The 18,876-nt window shown below is 62.5% G+C and carries 13 protein-coding genes; 1 reads left to right on the top strand and 12 read right to left on the bottom strand.

The window, feature by feature from the left end; genetic code table 11:
• Positions 1 to 43: 43 nt before the first annotated feature.
• Positions 44 to 946: a LysR family transcriptional regulator gene (locus QRN70_RS20520; protein ID WP_285419724.1), complete on the bottom strand. Its 903-nt coding sequence runs from the start codon at positions 944 to 946 to the stop codon at positions 44 to 46.
• A gap of 118 nt (positions 947 to 1,064) precedes the next feature.
• Here QRN70_RS20520 and QRN70_RS20515 point away from each other — a divergent pair, with 118 nt between their 5' ends.
• Positions 1,065 to 2,339, top strand: coding sequence for an MFS transporter (locus tag QRN70_RS20515; RefSeq protein ID WP_285419723.1), 1,275 nt, complete (start codon positions 1,065 to 1,067; stop codon positions 2,337 to 2,339).
• 177 nt (positions 2,340 to 2,516) lie between these two features.
• On the opposite strand, the gene hemE is transcribed toward QRN70_RS20515, so the two are convergent.
• The 11 genes from hemE to QRN70_RS20460 all read right to left on the bottom strand — a co-directional run bounded on the left by hemE (position 2,517) and on the right by QRN70_RS20460 (position 18,683).
• Positions 2,517 to 3,584, bottom strand: coding sequence for a uroporphyrinogen decarboxylase (gene hemE, locus QRN70_RS20510; RefSeq protein WP_285419722.1), 1,068 nt, complete (start codon positions 3,582 to 3,584; stop codon positions 2,517 to 2,519).
• A gap of 253 nt (positions 3,585 to 3,837) precedes the next feature.
• Positions 3,838 to 5,256: a glutamate synthase small subunit GltD family protein gene (locus QRN70_RS20505; RefSeq protein WP_285419721.1), complete on the bottom strand. Its 1,419-nt coding sequence runs from the start codon at positions 5,254 to 5,256 to the stop codon at positions 3,838 to 3,840.
• A gap of 126 nt (positions 5,257 to 5,382) precedes the next feature.
• Positions 5,383 to 9,828 (bottom strand): glutamate synthase large subunit, encoded by a 4,446-nt coding sequence (gltB, locus tag QRN70_RS20500; RefSeq protein WP_285419720.1) that lies wholly within the window; start codon positions 9,826 to 9,828, stop codon positions 5,383 to 5,385.
• A 614-nt stretch (positions 9,829 to 10,442) separates the two neighbouring features.
• The gene (locus QRN70_RS20495) at positions 10,443 to 12,044 is read right to left on the bottom strand and encodes an AAA family ATPase (protein WP_285419719.1); all 1,602 of its coding nucleotides are present in this window, start codon (positions 12,042 to 12,044) and stop codon (positions 10,443 to 10,445) included.
• Positions 12,045 to 12,054: 10 nt separating this feature from the next.
• Positions 12,055 to 13,155, bottom strand: coding sequence for a 3-dehydroquinate synthase (aroB, locus tag QRN70_RS20490; RefSeq protein ID WP_285419718.1), 1,101 nt, complete (start codon positions 13,153 to 13,155; stop codon positions 12,055 to 12,057).
• Between the two features lie 141 nt (positions 13,156 to 13,296).
• A complete protein-coding gene (aroK, locus tag QRN70_RS20485; protein WP_285419717.1) occupies positions 13,297 to 13,815 on the bottom strand; it encodes a shikimate kinase AroK in 519 nt (172 codons plus the stop codon).
• A 4-nt stretch (positions 13,816 to 13,819) separates the two neighbouring features.
• Complete coding sequence (locus tag QRN70_RS20480) at positions 13,820 to 15,898, bottom strand: type IV pilus secretin PilQ (RefSeq protein WP_285419716.1); 2,079 nt, start codon at positions 15,896 to 15,898, stop codon at positions 13,820 to 13,822.
• 13 nt (positions 15,899 to 15,911) lie between these two features.
• Complete coding sequence (locus tag QRN70_RS20475) at positions 15,912 to 16,436, bottom strand: pilus assembly protein PilP (RefSeq protein ID WP_285419715.1); 525 nt, start codon at positions 16,434 to 16,436, stop codon at positions 15,912 to 15,914.
• A complete protein-coding gene (pilO, locus tag QRN70_RS20470) occupies positions 16,433 to 17,056 on the bottom strand; it encodes a type 4a pilus biogenesis protein PilO (RefSeq protein ID WP_285419714.1) in 624 nt (207 codons plus the stop codon). The genes QRN70_RS20475 and pilO overlap by 4 nt, the downstream gene beginning before the upstream one ends.
• Positions 17,053 to 17,619: a PilN domain-containing protein gene (locus QRN70_RS20465; RefSeq protein ID WP_285419713.1), complete on the bottom strand. Its 567-nt coding sequence runs from the start codon at positions 17,617 to 17,619 to the stop codon at positions 17,053 to 17,055. Before QRN70_RS20465 ends, pilO begins: the two co-directional genes overlap by 4 nt.
• Positions 17,619 to 18,683, bottom strand: coding sequence for a pilus assembly protein PilM (locus QRN70_RS20460; RefSeq protein ID WP_285419712.1), 1,065 nt, complete (start codon positions 18,681 to 18,683; stop codon positions 17,619 to 17,621). The genes QRN70_RS20465 and QRN70_RS20460 overlap by 1 nt, the downstream gene beginning before the upstream one ends.
• Between the last annotated feature and the right edge of the window lie 193 nt (positions 18,684 to 18,876).

Below are 18,876 nucleotides of genomic sequence, written 5' to 3'. Positions count from 1 at the left end.
CCCCTGTGGGAGCGAGCCTGCTCGCGATTTGATTGCGCAGCGATCAAGCTTTTGAAGGTTCGACCTTGCGCGTCAGCAGTTCGACAAAGGCCCTGGCCATCGGCGACTTCTGATCCTTGCGCTGCACCAGCCACACCGCGGACACCGCCGCCGGGTCGAGCAGCGGTCGATAGACCACGCCGTCGATGCGCATCCGCTGGTACGACGCCGGCAATACGGAAACCCCCAGCCCCGCCGCCACCAGGCCGATGATGGTCATCGCCTCCCCGGCCTCCTGGGCAAAGTGCGGGCTGAACCCGGCATCACGGGCCAGGCTCAACAGCTGCGCGTACAGCCCGCTGCCATAGCTGCGCGGGAAGAACACAAACGGTTCCAGCGCCAGCGCCGAGAGAAAGATGCCTTCCTGGCTGCCCTGTGCCAGCGGGTGTTTGGAGCTGAGCACCGCCACCAAGGGTTCGCGCATCAATTCGACCACGCTCAACGAATCCGGCAGCCCCAGCGGTCGCATGATGCCGACTTCAATCGACTCGTCCACCAGCGCATCGGCCACCTGGGTGCTGCTCATTTCCCGAAGATTGAGGTGCACCGCCGGGAAGCGTTGACGGAACGAGAAGATCGCCTGGGGAATGGTCGAGTTGAACGGCGCCGATGAGGTGAAGCCGATCTTCAGCTCACCGAGTTCACCGAGTTGTGCACGACGAGCCACGTCCGCCGCCTTGTCGACCTGCGCCAGCACCAGCCGCGCCTCTTCGAGAAACAATCTGCCGGCCTCGCTCAGCTCGACCCGACGATTGGTGCGCTCGAACAGGCGCGCGCCGACTTCCTGCTCCAGCGCCTGGATCTGCTGGCTCAGCGGTGGCTGGGAGATGCCGAGGGCCTGTGCCGCGCGGCCGAAATGCAGTTCTTCGGCGACGGCGATGAAGTAGCGCAGGTGACGCAATTCCATGGAAACCCCATTAGGTCGTAAAAGCTATCAAACATGTCGAACAATATATTGGATAGAAACATTAGCCAGCTATATGATTTTTTCATTGCCTGCCTGACCGTACTTACCGAGGTCTGATGTGAAAACCGCCGTCGCCCCCCAAGCTCATGAAGTGCACCCCGCTGTTGCGGATGAGGTGCTGGCCGAACTGCAGGACATCTACATCGAAAAAGGCACGCCACTGTTCATGCGCACGGTGCTGGCACTGTTCAGCGGTGGCTTCGCGACGTTCGCGCTGCTGTATTGCGTGCAGCCGATGATGCCGCTGCTGTCTCACGAATATTCGATCAACGCGGCGCAGAGCAGCCTGATCCTGTCGGTGGCGACCGGCATGCTGGCCATCGGGCTGCTGATCACCGGGCCGATTTCCGATCGGGTCGGACGCAAACCGGTGATGGTCACGGCGCTGTTTGCCGCTGCACTGTGCACCATCGCGAGCTCGATGATGCCGAGCTGGCACGGTGTGCTGCTGATGCGCGCGCTGATCGGCCTGTCGCTGAGCGGCCTGGCGGCGGTGGCGATGACTTACCTGAGCGAAGAGATCCACCCGCAGCACATCGGCCTGGCAATGGGCCTGTACATCGGCGGCAACGCGATTGGCGGGATGAGCGGGCGCCTGATTACCGGGGTGCTGATCGACTTCGTCAGCTGGCATACGGCGATGCTGGTGATCGGTGGTCTGGCGTTGATCGCGGCCACGGTGTTCTGGAAAATCCTTCCCGAGTCGCGCAATTTCCGCTCACGCTCACTGCATCCACGCAGCCTGCTCGATGGCTTCACCATGCACTTTCGCGATGCCGGCCTGCCGCTGCTGTTTCTTGAAGCCTTCGTGCTGATGGGCGCGTTCGTCACCCTGTTCAACTACATCGGCTATCGCCTGCTGGCCGCGCCGTACCACCTCGATCAGGTGTTCGTCGGCCTGCTGTCGGTGGTGTATCTGTCGGGCATCTACAGTTCGGCGAAGATCGGCTCGCTGGCCGACCAACTCGGTCGCCGCAAAGTGCTCTGGGCGACCATCGCGCTGATGTTCGTCGGCCTCGCGCTGACGATGTTCACGCCGCTGCCCCTGGTGATTATCGGCATGCTGATCTTCACGTTCGGCTTCTTCGGCGCGCATTCGGTGGCCAGCAGCTGGATCGGCCGCCGCGCGCTCAAGGCCAAAGGTCAGGCATCGTCGTTATATCTGTTCAGCTATTACGCGGGATCGAGCATCGCCGGGACGGCGGGCGGGGTGTTCTGGCACCTGGGCGGCTGGAACGGCATCGGCCTGTTCATCGGCGCGTTGTTGCTGGTGGCGCTGCTGGTGGCGTTGAAGCTGGCGAAGTTGCCGCCGTTGCAGGGTGTCAAAGCCTGACACAGGCCCCATGTGGGAGCGAGCCTGCTCGCGAAGGCGTTTTGTCAGTTGATGCAAAGTTTGCTGATCCACCGTTTTCGCGAGCAGGCTCGCTCCCACAGTGGAATTTGTGTCCGACATTGAATCGTGCAAACAAAAACGCCCGGCATTGGCCGGGCGTTTTTTATTGTGTGGCGATCACTGGTGATACTGCGCCGACAACTCGTGCACCGCACGCAGGAAGGCGCCGGCGTGTTCCGGGTCGACCTCCGGGGTGATGCCATGGCCGAGGTTGAACACGTGGCCGCTGCCCTTGCCGTAGCTGGCGAGGATGCGCCCGACTTCGGTACGGATCGCTTCCGGCTTGGCGTAGAGCACGGTCGGGTCCATGTTGCCTTGCAGGGCGACTTTGTCGCCAACGCGGGCGCGGGCGTTGCCGATGTCGCAGGTCCAGTCCAGGCCCAGGGCGTCGGCGCCGGCCTCGGCGATGCTTTCCAGCCACAGGCCGCCGTTCTTGGTGAAGAGGATCACCGGCACCTTGCGCCCGTCGTGCTCGCGGATCAGGCCGCTGACGATTTTCTTCATGTAGGCCAGGGAGAACTCCTGGTACGCCGCCGCCGACAGGTTGCCGCCCCAGGTGTCGAAGATCTGCACGGCTTGCGCACCGGCCTGGATCTGGCCATTGAGGTAGGCGGTCACCGACTGCGCGAGTTTATCCAGCAGCAGGTGCATGGCTTGCGGATTGTCGTAGAGCATCGCCTTGGTCTTGCGGAAGTCTTTCGACGAGCCGCCTTCGACCATGTAGGTCGCCAACGTCCACGGGCTGCCGGAGAACCCGATCAGCGGTACGCGACCGTTGAGCTCGCGGCGGATGGTGCTGACCGCGTCCATGACGTAGCCGAGGTCCTTGTGCGGATCGGGGATCGGCAGGGCCTCGATATCGGCCAGGGTGCTGACCACTTTCTTGAAGCGCGGACCTTCACCGGTCTCGAAGTACAGGCCCTGGCCCATGGCATCGGGAATGGTCAGGATGTCGGAAAACAGGATCGCCGCGTCCAGTTGCGGATAGCGGTCGAGCGGTTGCAGGGTGACTTCGCAAGCGAACTCCGGATTCATGCACAGGCTCATGAAGTCACCGGCGTGGGCCCGACTGGCGCGGTATTCCGGCAGGTAGCGGCCGGCCTGGCGCATCATCCACACGGGGGTGACGTCTACGGGTTGCTTGAGCAGGGCGCGGAGGAAACGGTCGTTCTTCAGGGCAGTCATGTCGGCATCCGGAAAAAAAGTGCGGGCATTTTCTCAGAGCGCGAGGCAAAAGGCACGGATGCAGGTCAGCCTTTTGTCTATCGGGTCAATTTACTGCACCGGAAATGCGTTATCAGCAACACCGAGAAACAACTGTGGGAGCGAGCCTGCTCGCGAACAGGCCGGTACATCCAACAATGAAGTTGGCTGACAGACCGCTTTCGCGAGCAGGCTCGCTCCCACAGGGTTATTGCGTTTGATTCAGGATCCGAGGTTAGACGCCCAGGTAATCGAGGATCCCTTCGGCGGCGTTGCGCCCCTCGAAGATCGCCGTCACCACCAGGTCGGAACCGCGCACCATGTCGCCACCGGCGAAGATTTTCGGGTTGCTGGTCTGGTGCTTGTACTGGCCCTGCTCAGGCGCAACAACGCGGCCCTGGCTGTCGGTCTGGATCTGGAACTGCTCGAACCACGGCGCCGGGCTTGGGCGGAAACCGAACGCGATGACCACGGCGTCGGCCGGGATGATCTCTTCGGAGCCCGGGATCGGCTCGGGGCTGCGACGGCCACGGGCATCCGGTTCGCCGAGACGGGTCTCGACCACCTTCACGCCTTCGACCTTATCCTCGCCAACGATGGCGATCGGCTGACGGTTGTAGAGGAATTTCACGCCTTCTTCCTTGGCGTTCTTCACCTCTTTGCGCGAGCCGGGCATGTTCGCTTCGTCACGACGATAAGCACAGGTCACCGATTTGGCGCCCTGACGGATCGACGTGCGGTTGCAGTCCATCGCCGTGTCGCCACCGCCCAGTACCACGACCTTCTTGCCTTTCATGTCGACGAAATCTTCCGGCGACTTTTCAAAGCCGAGGTTGCGGTTGACGTTGGCGATGAGGAAGTCCAGCGCGTCGTAGACGCCTGGCAGGTCCTCACCGGCAAAACCGCCCTTCATGTAGGTGTAGGTGCCCATGCCCATGAACACCGCATCGTAGTCGGCGAGCAGTTGCTCCATGGTCACGTCCTTGCCGACCTCGGTGTTGAGGCGGAACTCGATGCCCATGCCGGTGAAGACTTCGCGACGATTGCTCAGCACGGTCTTCTCGAGCTTGAACTCGGGAATGCCGAAGGTCAGCAGACCGCCGATTTCCGGGTTCTTGTCGAACACCACCGGGGTCACGCCGCCACGTACCAGCACGTCGGCACAACCGAGGCCCGCCGGGCCGGCACCGATGATCGCGACACGCTTGCCGGTCGGCTTGACCTTGGACATGTCCGGGCGCCAGCCCATGGCGAACGCGGTGTCGGTGATGTACTTCTCGACCGAACCGATGGTCACCGCGCCAAAACCGTCGTTGAGGGTGCAGGCACCCTCGCACAGCCGATCCTGCGGGCACACGCGGCCGCAGACTTCCGGCAGGGTGTTGGTCTGGTGCGACAGCTCGGCAGCCTGGAGGATGTTGCCCTCGGCCACCAGTTTGAGCCAGTTGGGAATGAAGTTGTGCACCGGGCACTTCCATTCGCAATACGGGTTGCCGCAACCCAGGCAGCGGTGAGCCTGGTCGGCCGACTGCTGGGGTTTGAACGGTTCGTAGATCTCGACGAACTCTTTCTTGCGTTGACGCAACAGTTTCTTCTTCGGATCCTTGCGCCCGACATCAATGAATTGAAAGTCGTTACTGAGACGTTCGGCCATCTTCAAAACCTCTTACACGACAGCTTCAAGCTACGAGCTTCAAGCTGCAAGAAAATCACATTGGTCCGGTAGAGCGCGGACTGGCTTCAGCTTGTCGCTAGAAGCCAGTCGCTTGCAGCTGCGCCGTTATTGCGGACTTGCACGAGTACTGGAGAGCAGAGATTTCAGACTCGCCGCCTTCGGTTTGACCAGCCAGAAACGGCGCAGGTAGTCATCGAGGTTCTCGGCGAGTTCACGACCCCACTCGCTGTCGGTTTCCGCGACGTACTCGTTCAGCACGTTCTGCAGGTGGCTGCGATAGGCTTCCATCGCCTCGCCGCTGATCCGCTGGATTTCCACCAGTTCGTGGTTGACCCGGTCAACGAAGGTGTTGTCCTGGTCGAGCACGTAGGCGAAACCGCCGGTCATGCCAGAGCCGAAGTTGTAACCGGTCTTGCCCAGGACGCAGACGAAACCACCGGTCATGTACTCGCAGCAGTGATCGCCCGTGCCTTCCACGACGGTGTGGGCACCGGAGTTACGCACGGCGAAACGCTCGCCCGCGGTGCCGGCGGCGAACAGCTTGCCGCCGGTGGCGCCGTACAGGCAGGTGTTGCCGATGATGGCGCTGTTCTGGGTCTGATAGACGCTGCCCTTCGGCGGCACGATGACCAGTTTGCCGCCAGTCATGCCTTTGCCGACGTAGTCGTTGGCGTCGCCTTCCAGGTACATGTTCAGGCCGCCGGCGTTCCACACGCCGAAGCTCTGCCCGGCCGTGCCTTTGAAGCGGAAGGTGATCGGCGCGTTGGCCATGCCCTGGTTGCCGTGCTTGCGTGCGATTTCGCCGGAGATCCGCGCGCCGATGGAACGGTCGCAGTTGCAGATGTCCAGTTCGAACTCGGCGCCGCTGAGGTCGTTGATCGCCGACGTCGCCATCTCGACCATTTTCTCGGCCAGCAGGCCCTGGTCGAATGGCGGGTTGCGCTCGACGCCGCAGAACTGCGGTTTGTCCGCCGGGATGTGATCGCTGCCCAGCAGCGGGGTCAGGTCCAGGTGGTGTTGCTTGGCGGTCTGGCCTTCGAGGATTTCCAGCAGATCGGTGCGGCCGATCAGCTCTTCGAGGGAGCGCACGCCCAGCTTGGCCAGCCACTCACGGGTTTCCTCGGCGACGTAGGTGAAGAAATTCACCACCATGTCGACGGTACCGATGTAGTGATCCTTGCGCAGCTTCTCGTTCTGGGTCGCGACGCCGGTGGCGCAGTTGTTCAGGTGGCAGATCCGCAGGTATTTGCAGCCCAGGGCGATCATCGGCGCCGTACCGAAGCCAAAGCTTTCGGCGCCGAGGATGGCCGCCTTGATCACGTCGAGGCCGGTTTTCAGGCCACCGTCAGTCTGCACCCGGACTTTGCCGCGCAGGTCGTTGCCGCGCAGGGTCTGGTGGGTTTCGGCGAGGCCGAGTTCCCACGGCGCACCCGCGTATTTGATCGAGGTCAGCGGCGAGGCACCGGTGCCACCGTCGTAGCCGGAGATAGTGATCAAGTCCGCGTAGGCCTTGGCCACACCGGCGGCGATGGTGCCGACGCCCGCTTCAGCCACCAGCTTCACCGAAACCAGCGCCTTCGGGTTGACCTGTTTCAGGTCGAAGATCAGCTGCGACAAGTCTTCGATGGAATAGATGTCGTGGTGCGGCGGTGGCGAAATCAGGGTGACGCCCGGCACTGCATAACGCAGCTTGGCGATCAGCCCGTTCACTTTGCCGCCCGGCAGTTGCCCGCCCTCGCCCGGCTTGGCGCCCTGGGCAACCTTGATCTGCAGCACTTCGGCGTTGACAAGGTATTCCGGGGTGACACCGAAACGGCCGGTGGCGACTTGCTTGATTTTCGAGCTCTTGATGGTGCCGTAGCGTGCCGGGTCTTCGCCGCCTTCGCCGGAGTTGGAACGCGCACCGAGGCGGTTCATGGCTTCGGCCAGGGCTTCGTGCGCTTCCGGCGACAGGGCGCCCAGCGAGATACCGGCGGAGTCGAAGCGCTTGAGCACCGATTCCAGCGGCTCGACTTCGCTGATGTCCAGCGGCGTGTCGAGGGTCTTGACCTTGAACAGGTCGCGGATCATCGACACCGGACGGTTGTCGACCAGCGAGGTGTATTCCTTGAACTTGGCGTAGTCGCCCTGCTGCACGGCGGCTTGCAGGGTGTTGACCACATCCGGGTTGTAGGCGTGGTATTCGCCACCGTGGACGAACTTCAGCAGGCCGCCCTGCTGGATCGGCTTGCGCGGGCTCCAGGCTTCAACGGCAAGGGCCTTCTGCTCGGCTTCGATGTCGACGAAACGCGCACCCTTGATGCGGCTCGGTACACCGCGGAAGCTCAGCTCGCAGACTTCTTCGGACAGGCCGATGGCCTCGAACAGCTGCGCGCCACGGTATGAAGCGATGGTCGAGATGCCCATCTTCGACAGGATCTTCAGCAGGCCCTTGGTGATGCCTTTGCGGTAGTTCTTGAACACCTCGTAGAGGTCGCCCAGCACTTCACCGGTACGGATCAGGTCGCCCAGCACTTCGTAGGCCAGGAACGGATAGACCGCCGAGGCACCGAAACCGATCAGCACCGCAAAGTGGTGCGGATCGCGCGCGGTGGCGGTTTCCACGAGGATGTTGGAATCGCAGCGCAGGCCTTTTTCGGTCAGGCGGTGGTGCACCGCGCCGGTCGCCAGCGAGGCGTGGATCGGCAGCTTGCCCGGCGCGATATGGCGGTCGCTGAGGACGATCTGGGTCCGCCCGGCACGCACGGCCTCTTCAGCCTGATCGGCAACGTTGTGGATGGCCGCTTCGAGGCCGACGCTTTCCTCGTAATTGAGGTCGATGATCTGCCGCTCGAAACCCGGGCGGTCGAGGTTCATCAGCGAGCGCCACTTGGCCGGGGAAATGACCGGCGAGCTGAGGATCACGCGCGAGGCGTGCTCCGGCGACTCCTGGAAGATGTTGCGCTCGGCACCGAGGCAGATTTCCAGCGACATCACGATCGCTTCGCGCAGCGGGTCGATCGGCGGGTTGGTCACCTGGGCGAACTGCTGACGGAAATAGTCGTACGGCGTGCGCACGCGCTGCGACAGCACGGCCATCGGCGTGTCGTCGCCCATCGAGCCGACGGCTTCATAGCCTTGCTCGCCGAGCGGACGCAGGACCTGATCGCGCTCTTCGAACGTGACCTGGTACATCTTCATGTATTGCTTGAGCTGATCGACGTCGTAGAACGCCGAACCGTGGTCGTTGTCTTCCATGGTCGCCTGGATGCGCAGGGCATTCTTGCGCAGCCATTGCTTGTACGGATGACGGGATTTGAGCCGGTTGTCGATCGCATCGGTGTCGAGGATCTGCCCGGTTTCGGTGTCCACGGCGAAGATCTGGCCAGGACCGACCCGGCCCTTGGCGAGCACGTCCTGCGGCTGGTAGTTCCACACGCCGATTTCCGACGCCAGGGTGATGAAACCGTTCTTGGTGGTCACCCAGCGCGCCGGACGCAGACCGTTACGGTCGAGCAGGCACACCGCGTAGCGACCGTCGGTCATGACCACGCCGGCCGGGCCGTCCCACGGTTCCATGTGCATCGAGTTGTACTCGTAGAACGCACGCAGATCCGGGTCCATGGTTTCGACGTTCTGCCACGCCGGCGGAATGATCATCCGCACGCCACGGAACAGGTCGATGCCGCCGGTGACCATCAGTTCGAGCATGTTGTCCATGCTCGAGGAGTCGGAACCGACACGGTTGACCAGCGGGCCGAGTTCTTCCAGATCCATCAGATCGTTGGTGAACTTGGTGCGACGCGCCTGGGCCCAGTTGCGGTTACCGGTAATGGTGTTGATCTCGCCGTTGTGGGCGAGGAAGCGGAATGGCTGCGCCAGCGGCCATTTCGGCAGGGTGTTGGTGGAGAAGCGCTGGTGGAACACGCAGATCGCGGTCTGCAGGCGCTGGTCACCCAGGTCGGGATAGAACGCGGCCAGGTCGGCCGGCATCATCAGGCCTTTATAGATGATGGTCTTGTGCGAAAAGCTGCAGATGTAGTGGTCGGTGTCCGCGGCGTTGGCCACCGACGAACGACGACGGGCGCTGAACAGCTTGACCGCCATGTCCTGGTCGCTCAGGCCTTCGCCGCCGATGTACACCTGCTCGATCTGCGGCAGGCGCTCGAGGGCCAGGCGGCCGAGGACGCTGGTGTCGATCGGCACTTTGCGCCAGCCGATCAGTTGCAGGCCTTCGGCGAGGATCTCGCGGTTCATGTTCTCGCGAGCGGCTTCGGCCTTGGCCGGGTCCTGGTTGAAGAAGACCATGCCCACGGCATATTGCTTGGGCAGCTCGACGCTGAAGGTTTCCTGGGCAATGGCTCGCAGGAACGCATCGGGCTTTTGAATCAGCAGACCGCAACCGTCACCGGTCTTGCCGTCGGCATTAATCCCACCGCGGTGGGTCATGCAGGTCAGGGCCTCGATGGCCGTTTGCAAAAGGGTATGACTGGGTTCGCCCTGCATATGGGCTATCAGGCCGAAACCGCAGTTATCCTTGAATTCATCTGGTTGGTACAGACCTGCTTTCATAGACACTTTCTCACCAGGCTGCCTCTTTTCGAGGCAAATTTCTTTTCAATTCAACCACTTGCGATCCGCGCCGAACGTACGCCGGCTTAGCGGGGGCAAAAGGGTGGTCATTGTACACAGCGACACAGACGCTCACAAATTTGACGACGAAATGTCGCAAATCTATGTCGCATTTGTGAAAGGTTTAAAGCGATCTGCTGTGCTAGTCAAAACTTTTTTAATTCTGACCGCAACGACTCAAAGACTACTGTGACGCAGACACCACAAGGCACGCGGCCGCAGGGACGGTTGGCGCTTGCTGGCGAACCGCGTTGCGCGCCAACGTGCGCGAGGCAAGGCGCGGGATGCTGCCAATGGTTATTCCCTTGGCAAATCCCGCAACGCAGCCTCGCACACGTTGGCACGCAACCCGAAGGGACGCGCCCCATTTTTTGCTGGGCTGCGTTGCTCGGAACTTATTTGGAATAACCAAACTGCGTTCCTCGCGCCTTGCCCAGCAAAAAATGCGGCGGCGTCGCGGTCGTCAGCAAGCGCCAACCGTCCCTGAGGGCGGCGCGCACTTGTAGAAATTTTGAGGTGCTTGGAGAGGCGGCCTGGGTAAGGCCGCCGAATCTTCAGCGAGTTGTTGCCAGTTCCTGTTGGACGCTGGCGACAGTGCGAGGCCAAGGTTTACCAGCCTGAACCTTCGCTGGCAAGGCCTTGATGGCAGAAACGGCCGCATCACGACTGGCGAAGTTGCCATAGGTGATCACGTAGAGCGGCTTGCCGTTGAGGACTTTCTTGAAATAACGGTACTCGCCGCCCTGCTCCTTGACGAAGTTCTGCGCGGTCGCTTCGGAGCTGGTACCGAGAATCTGCACCACGTAGTTGCTGGTCGGTTGCCCGGCGTACCAGCTGCCACCGGCAGCCTTGGCGACGGTGACCGGCTTCTCGGCAGGCTTGGCCGCGGTCACCGGTTTGGCTGGCGCAGGTGCCGGTTTGGCGGCGGGTGCGGCCGGAGCGGGTGCAGGCTTGGCGGTTGCCACCTGGGTCGGAGCTGGCGTCGGCTTGGCCGCCGGCACCGGTACTGGGGTCGGCGCAGGGCCGGCTGGCACGCCCGCTGGCGGCGCCGTGGTGGTTACGGTCGGTGGGGTGTTGCTGGAGCCTTCCAGCGGCACGCCGTCATCGCCTTCGGTGATCCCGCCGGCCGCTTCAGCCAACGGCCCGCGCATCACCGGTTGCGAGTTGCCGACCAGCGGCAGCGGCATCGGCTGGGTATTGCCGTTGAATTCGACGGATGGATTGCCGCCCGCCTGAGGGGTGCCCTGGCCCAACGGCAATTGCGCCTGTTCGTTGGCCGGTGCACCGGTGGTCGGTGCCTTGTTGCGACCCGGCATCAGCCAGGCGGCAGCGACCGCGACCACAACGACGGCGGAAATCGCCAATACGTGTTTCTTCGGCATGTTGAACCCCATACTTGGACGCTTCACCGCAGAGCGGCTGGCAATCATGACTTCGATCAAGGCATCGCGGGCGACCTGGTTGATGTTGCCCGGCCAGCCCTCGGAGCTTTCGTGAATATCAGAGATCTGATCCGCGGTGAAAAGTTCGACACCGCGACCGGCGCCTTCGAGCCGCTGGTCGAGGTATTCGCGGGTTTCTTCTTCGGTATACGGCTGCAGCTCGATGACGTGAAAACGCTCTTCCTCGAGGTGCAAGGCTTCCAGTTGCGCGATCAGCGACGACTCGCCGAACAGGAATACATGCGGACGCCCTTCCGGTGCGCCGGCACCCAGCGCCATCAACGCTTCGAGGGCGGATTCGTCGAGCTGCTCGGCATCATCCACCAGCAGATAGACTTCCTGGCCGGTCAGCGCCAGTTGCACCACCTGATCGAGAATCGCGCCGACTTCGGCCTGGGCCACGTTCAGCGCCTGGGCCACCTGACGCAACACGCCCGCCGCGTCGCCCGCGCCACGCGCAGACACCACCACGCTCTGAACCGATTGTTTGTTGGTACTGGCCACCAGTGCCTGGCGCAGCAGGGTCTTGCCGCTGCCTTGCGGGCCGGTGACCACCAGCAGCAACTGGCTGTAGCGAGCCAGATGGTGCAATTGCCCCAGCACCGGTTTGCGCTGGGCCGGGAAGAACTTGAAGCCCGGGACCCGTGGTGCAAAAGGGTCGTGACTTAACTGGAAATGGCCGAGGAACGCCTCGTCGGCATGCAAACTAGTCATCGGAATCTTATTAACCTTTAAGCTGAGCCAGAGCGCGGTAATCCGCTCCCAGCGTGGCCTGTAGAACCTCTTTCGGATAATCGTCGGTCACTACCGCTTCGCCCATCCGGCGCAGCAGCACCAGGCGCAGACGACCGTCGATCACTTTTTTGTCAATTGCCATGTGTTCAAGAAAATCGGCGGCGGTCATCTCTTCCGGCGGAATCACCGGCAGACCGGCGCGCTGGAACAGACGGATGCCGCGATCACGCTCCTGCGCGGTGATCCAGCCCAGGCGTGCGGACATCTCCAAAGCCATTACCGTGCCAGCAGCGACGGCCTCGCCATGCAACCAGACACCATAGCCCATATGGGTTTCGATAGCGTGGCCGAAGGTGTGGCCGAGGTTGAGCGTGGCGCGTACGCCGGACTCCCGCTCGTCGGCGCCGACAACCGCAGCCTTGGCCGCGCAGGAACGCTCGATGGCGTAGGTCAGGGCCTGCTGGTCGAGATTGCGCAGGCGATCGACGTTGTCTTCAAGCCAGGTGAGGAACGGCTCGTCGCAGATCAGGCCGTATTTGATGACTTCTGCCAGACCGGCGGACAGCTCCCGCGCCGGCAGGGTCTTCAGCGAGGCGGTATCGATCAGCACCACGTTCGGCTGATAGAACGCGCCGACCATGTTCTTGCCCAGCGGATGGTTGATCCCGGTCTTGCCGCCCACCGACGAATCGACCTGGGACAACAGCGTGGTCGGGATCTGGATGAAATCGACGCCGCGCTGGTAGCAGGCGGCAGCGAAGCCGGCCATGTCGCCGATCACCCCGCCACCCAGGGCGATCACCGTGGTGCGGCGGTCGTGCCGGGCGGTCAGCAGGCCGTCGAAGATCTTTTGCAGGGTTTCCCAGTTCTTGAAGGCTTCGCCATCGGGCAACACCACGGAAATCACCGAGAACTGCGCCAGGCTGCGGGTCAGACGTTCAAGATAGAGCGGCGCGACGGTCTCGTTGGAGATGATTGCCACTTGCCGCCCGTGGATGTGCGGAACCAGCAGTTCGGGCTGATCCAACAGGCCTTCGCCAATGTGAATCGGGTAGCTGCGCTCGCCTAGATCGACCTTGAGTGTCTGCATGTGTCCCCACAGTGAAGATGGAAGCAGGCGTCCTGCCTTGAATTATCGGATGTCCACAGCCTTTGCAGGTGTGACGCCGCTCGTTCGCCATGCGCCACAACCTCGACAGGACGCCGAGGATAGCGCATTTCGGGCGGCGCTTTAACGGGGTGGCAGCTGCTGCAGGCGGTCGAGAATATCCAGCACCACCATGCGTGGCGGCCGCTCGTCGGTTTCCACCACCAGGTCGGCGATTTCCCGATAGAGCGGATCGCGGATCGCCAGCAGATCGCGCAGGGTTTTTGCCGGATCGGCGGTACGCAGCAACGGTCGGTTGCGATCACGCGAGGTGCGGCCGACCTGCTGCTCGACCGAGGCGTGCAGATACACCACCCGCCCACCCTCGTGCAGGGCCTTGCGGTTGGCATCGCGCATCACCGCGCCGCCGCCGGTGGCCAGCACCACGCCGTCGAACGCGCACAGCTCGGCGATCATCGCCTGCTCACGGTCGCGAAAGCCGGGCTCGCCTTCCTTGTCGAAGATCCACGGGATATTGGCGCCCGTGCGCAGTTCAATTTCCTTGTCGGAATCTTTGAACGGCAGGCGCAGCTCTTTGGCCAGCAACCGGCCGATGGTGCTTTTTCCAGCGCCCATCGGTCCTACAAGAATCAAATTTCGCACAGAATCAACGACTCACAGCAATCGCCTGGTTATTCATGATACGCGGAGTGAGGAAGACCAGCAGCTCGGATTTTTTCTCCGAAACCACATCACGCCGGAAAAGGCGGCCAAGATACGGCACATCGCCAAGAAATGGCACCTTATCTACGACCTTGCTCTGAGTATTTGAGAAAACGCCACCAATCACGATGGTTTCGCCGTCATTGACCAGCACCTTGGCGTTGACCTCGTTTTTCTTGATCGGCGGTACATCCTGCACTTTGTTCAGGTAGTCCGGTTCGTCCTTGGTGACCTTGACCTCCATGATGATGCGGTTGTCCGGGGTAATCTGCGGTGTCACTTCCAGCGACAGCGACGCCTCCTTGAACGACACCGATGTGGCCCCGCTGGAGCTGGCTTCCTGATACGGAATCTCGGTGCCCTTGAGGATCTTCGCGGTTTCCTTGTCGGAGGTGACCACCTTCGGCTGCGAGACGATTTCGCCGTTGCCGGTCTTCTCCATCGCGGTCAGCTCGAGGTCGAGCAGCACGTTGTCGGTGATAAAGGCGATGCCGATCCCGGAGGTATTGCCGACGGTGCCCATGTCGACGAACGGCGAGTTGGTGCTGGTGCTGCCCGGCGTGCCGATGGTGGTCGAGGAGCCGTTGCTGACGCCGGAGGTGTTCCAGTTGCCCTTGTTCTGGATCGAACCGCCCCAGCGCACGCCCAGGCTCTTGTCGTAGTCGACGTTGGCTTCGACGATCCGCGCCTCGATCATCACCTGGCGTACCGGAATATCCAGCTGCGCCACGATCCGCCGCAGCTCGTCGAGGCGATCCTGGGTCTGGTAGGCAATGATGTTGTTGGTCCGTTCATCGACGGTGATCGAACCGCGCTCATCGACCTTCGCCTCGGCACTGGTCACCGACTGGAACAGCTTGGCGATGTCCGCCGCTTTCGCGTAGTTGACCTGCAAGAGCTCGCGGCGCAACGGCGCCAGTTCGGCGATCTGCTTCTGCGATTCCAGCTCCTGGCGTTCGCGCGCGGCAATTTCATCGGCTGGCGCCACCAGCAGCACGTTGCCGATCTTGCGCTTGTCCAGGCCCTTGGTTTTCAGCACCAGGTCCAGCGCCTGGTCCCACGGCACGTTTTGCAGGCGCAGGGTGATGCCGCCCTGCACCGTGTCGCTGGCCACCAGATTGAGGTTGGTGAAATCGGCGATCAGTTGCAGCACCGAACGCACGTCGATGTCCTGGAAGTTCAACGACAGCTTCTCGCCGCTGTAGCTGTTGCGATCGACGTTGCGCTTGCGCAGGTCGTCGACAGTCATCGGGCGGATGCTGACGGTCAGTTTGTTGTCGGTCTGGAACGTCGAGTAGTCGAACGCCCCGCTGGGCTCGACGCTGACGGTCGCTCGATCCCCGCTGACGCTGGAGCTGACGAACTGCACCGGGGTGGCGAAGTCCTTGACGTCGAGCCGCACCCGCAGCGACTCGGGCAACTGCGTACGGGCGAAGTTGAGGATGATTTTGCCGTCGTGCTCCTGGATATCCGGGGCAATGGCCGGATCCGACAGGTCGATGACGACATTGCCCTCACCGTCGGTGCCGCGCTGGAAGTCCACGCCGCGAATCGCCCGGGCAGTGGGCGCGAAGGTTCTGGCCGGGGCTGGCGCGGGGGTGGCGCGCGGCGCACTGGTGACCCGACGCGGCACGGTGGCCTTGGTGCCTTGGCCAACCACGACGAACAGCGTGTTGCCCTCGACCCGGGCGTCATAGGGCGCCAGTTGCGTCAGGCTGACGATCAGCCGCGTGCGGTCCTTGGCCTCGACGACCGTGGCCGTGCGCGCATTGCCGCTGCCCAGGTCGCGGGTCTTGCTCGCCAACTGGCTGGCCACCCCCGGCAGGTCGAGAGCAATGCGCGCCGGCGACTCGGTGGTGTAGCCCTTGGGCTGGGGCGGCGGGCCGTCGAACGACAGCTTCAGTTCGATGCGATCGCCCGGCAGCGCCGCGACGTCCAGCGCCTTGAGGTTGGCCGCATGCACCATCGGCGAAAGCAGCGCTATCCATAGCGAAAAACCGAGGGTGGAGAAAATCCTGTTCATTGTTCGACTTCCACTATGAGTGCTCTTTCAAAGGAATGGTCCGCGGCCGCTCCAGCCAGGCGCCCTCGCCGTCGGGAACGATTTCGACCACATCGACCTGGGCGGCGCTGATGGCGACGATGCGGCCGTCATTGCGCCCCAGGTAGTCGCCGACTTTCAGCCGGTGCACGCCGCCGGCCCCGCGCAACAGCGCAAAGGAGCCGGAGGCATTGGAGATCGTGCCGACCATTTCGAATTGCTCGATGTTGAAGCCTTCGAGGTATTGCTTGACCCGGTTGTGGTCGGGCTTGACGTTGCGCGAGCCGCGTTGCTGCCCGGCGAGGTCGACCCGCACCTGGCGCGAGAACGGGCTGCGCAGGTTGGCGGCGCTGTAGGTAAACGTCGGATAGGAACGGAACGTCGGGGTCGGCTCGATCTTGCCCGGTGGGCGCAGACGTACCTCGTTCATGTAGGCGTCGAGGTCGCTGAAATCGTCGCCACCGCAGCCGCTCAAGGCCATCACCACCGCCAACAAGGGCAGATAACCAAGTCGGCTCATTTCTGCAGCCCCTTGTCGTTATAGCGGTAGGTCTTGGCGAGGATGCTCATGCGCAACTTCGTCCCACCCTCGGGATTGGCCGGCGCCAGTTCGAAATCGTGCAGGGTGACGATCCTCGGCAGGCCGGCCACGCCGCTGACGAACGTGGCGAGATCGTGATAGGCGCCAGTGACGGTGATCTGGATCGGCAGCTCGATGTAGAACTGCTGGGTCACTTCCGGCAACAGCTTGATCTCCTCGAACTCCAGGCCGCTGCCCAGGCCGGTGCGCGTGATGTCCTCGAGCAGGCCCGGTACCTCGGTGTCGCTGGGCAACTGCCGCAACAACACCCCGAATGAGTTCTCCATCTCTTTCATTTGCTGGGTATACAGCTCGAGGTTGGCCGCCAGGTGCGCCTTGCTGGCGAACTGTTCCTTGAGCGTGGCCTCGTCCGTGCGTTTGAGTTCGAGCTGGTTTTCCAGGTCGCTGATGAAAAAGTTATAGCCAAGCGCCAGGACCAGCACCATCAGCAGCAGCCCGGCCAGGCCCTTCACGGCCGGTGGCCAGGAGCCGATATTGCTGGTGTCGAGGTCGTTGAAGTCGATGCTGCGCAGGCTGGCGAACCATTCGGACGGTTTCATTGTTCGTCCTCCAGGTTTTTCGGCCGTGTCTGACGAACGGTCAACTGGAACACGTTGGCCTGGTCCAGTTGCCCGGCGGTGGTCGCCTTGACCTCATTGAGGCTCGGTGCGTCGAACCAGTCGGAGGCATCGAGGTTGCGCATCAGGTCGGACACGCGATTGTTGGATTCCGCCGCGCCGCTGATCGACAGGGTGTTGCCGACCATTTTCACGCTGGTGAAATACACCCCGTCCGGCAGGGTGCGCGCCAGTTGGTCGAAGATTCGCCCGCTGATCTGCCGGTTGCCCTGCAGATCCTGGATGATGCGCATGCGCTCCACCAGCTGCTGACGATGGGCCTTGAGCTCGCTGATCTGCTTGATCCGCTCGTCGACCACGGCGATCTGTTTGCCGATGTAGTCGTTGCGCGCCATTTGCCGCTCGATGGCGGTACTGAACACCTGGTCGGCGATGAACACCGCGCCGATCGAGCCGACCAGCACGCCGGTCAGGATCAGCAGGAAGCGTTTGCGCCGCTCTTCGCGACGCTCTTCGCGCCAGGGCAGAAGGTTGATCCGCGCCATCAGTCGAAACTCCTGAGCGCGAGCCCGCAGGCAATCATCAGGGCCGGCGCATCGCTGGCCAGTGCCCCGGCGTTGACCTTGCTGCTCAAGGCCATGTCGGCAAACGGGTTGGCCACCTGGGTCGGTGTGTTCAGGCGCTGTTCGATCAGCCGGTCGAGACCGGGTACCGACGCGGTACCCCCGGCCAGCAGGATGTGATCGACCGCGTTGTACTGGCCCGAGGCAAAGAAGAACTGCAGGGAGCGCGACACCTGCTGCACCAGCGCCTCACGAAACGGCTGCAGCACCTCGCTGACGTAGTCGTCGGGCAGGCCGCCTTGTTTTTTCGCCAGCCCGGCCTGTTCCAGGGTCAGGCCGTAGCGGCGCTGGATTTCCTCGGTCAACTGACGGCCGCCGAACAGTTGCTCGCGGGTGTAGATGATCCGCCCGTTGAGCAGGACGCTGAGGGTGGTCATGGTCGCACCGATGTCGACCACCGCGACCGTCAGGCGCTCCTGCGAAGCCGCCAGTTGCGAGGCCAGCAGGCCGAACGAGCGCTCCAGCGCGTAAGCCTCGACGTCGACCACCCGCGCCGTCAGACCGGCGAGGGCCAGTGCCGCTTCGCGCACTTCGACGTTTTCCTTGCGACAGGCGGCGAGCAGCACGTTGACCCGCTCGGGGTTGCGCGGCGATACGCCCTGGACTTCGAAATCGATGGCGACTTCATCCAGTGGATAGGGAATGTATTGGTCGGCTTCTATCTTGAGCTGGTTCTCCAGCTCGTCGTCGGACAGGCCGGCGTCCATCTCGATGACTTTCGTGATGACCGCCGAACCGGCCACCGCCACTGCCACGCTTTTCAGCCCGGTACGCGCCTTGAGCAGGACCCGGGACAACGCATGGCCGACGCCTTCGAGTTCGGCGATGTTTTTCTCGACCACGGCGTTCGCCGGCAACGGCTCCACCGCATACGCTTCGACCCGGTAGCGCTCGCCTTGCCGGCTCAGCTCCAGCAGCTTCACGGACGTGGAGCTGATGTCGATCCCCAGTAACGTATTGGCCTTTTTATTGAAGAGTCCTAGCACTACCAATTCCCTATGACTTTCCGTGAGTTACGGACTCTGTAATGCGCATTGCGTTCCCTCGCCCCGTCTTGACAGAAGCGCAAATGACGCCCCCAGCGGAAAAGTGCTTATAATGCCCAGCGTTTTTTTCCGCTTTTTACTGCCAGCGCGGGTCGTCCTGTGTGTTGCCGGGACCCTGGCGCCAAATTCATTC

The sequence above is a fragment of the Pseudomonas sp. efr-133-TYG-5 genome, from assembly GCF_030209175.1.
In the GTDB taxonomy this organism is placed as follows: domain Bacteria; phylum Pseudomonadota; class Gammaproteobacteria; order Pseudomonadales; family Pseudomonadaceae; genus Aquipseudomonas.
The sequence above is the reverse complement of the archived record's forward strand: the minus strand, read 5'-3'. Positions and strand labels throughout refer to the sequence as shown.

Excerpts from the sequence above, each read along its gene's own strand:
- hemE (WP_285419722.1), bottom strand. The coding sequence starts at position 3,584 with ATGACTGCCCTGAAGAACGACCGTTTCCTCCGCGCCCTGCTCAAGCAA.
- QRN70_RS20520 (WP_285419724.1), bottom strand. The coding sequence starts at position 946 with ATGGAATTGCGTCACCTGCGCTACTTCATCGCCGTCGCCGAAGAACTG.
- QRN70_RS20475 (WP_285419715.1), bottom strand. The coding sequence starts at position 16,436 with ATGAGCCGACTTGGTTATCTGCCCTTGTTGGCGGTGGTGATGGCCTTG.
- pilO (WP_285419714.1), bottom strand. The coding sequence starts at position 17,056 with ATGAAACCGTCCGAATGGTTCGCCAGCCTGCGCAGCATCGACTTCAAC.
- QRN70_RS20480 (WP_285419716.1), bottom strand. The coding sequence starts at position 15,898 with ATGAACAGGATTTTCTCCACCCTCGGTTTTTCGCTATGGATAGCGCTG.
- QRN70_RS20465 (WP_285419713.1), bottom strand. The coding sequence starts at position 17,619 with ATGGCGCGGATCAACCTTCTGCCCTGGCGCGAAGAGCGTCGCGAAGAG.
- QRN70_RS20495 (WP_285419719.1), bottom strand. The coding sequence starts at position 12,044 with ATGACTAGTTTGCATGCCGACGAGGCGTTCCTCGGCCATTTCCAGTTA.
- gltB (WP_285419720.1), bottom strand. The coding sequence starts at position 9,828 with ATGAAAGCAGGTCTGTACCAACCAGATGAATTCAAGGATAACTGCGGT.
- QRN70_RS20505 (WP_285419721.1), bottom strand. The coding sequence starts at position 5,256 with ATGGCCGAACGTCTCAGTAACGACTTTCAATTCATTGATGTCGGGCGC.
- aroB (WP_285419718.1), bottom strand. The coding sequence starts at position 13,155 with ATGCAGACACTCAAGGTCGATCTAGGCGAGCGCAGCTACCCGATTCAC.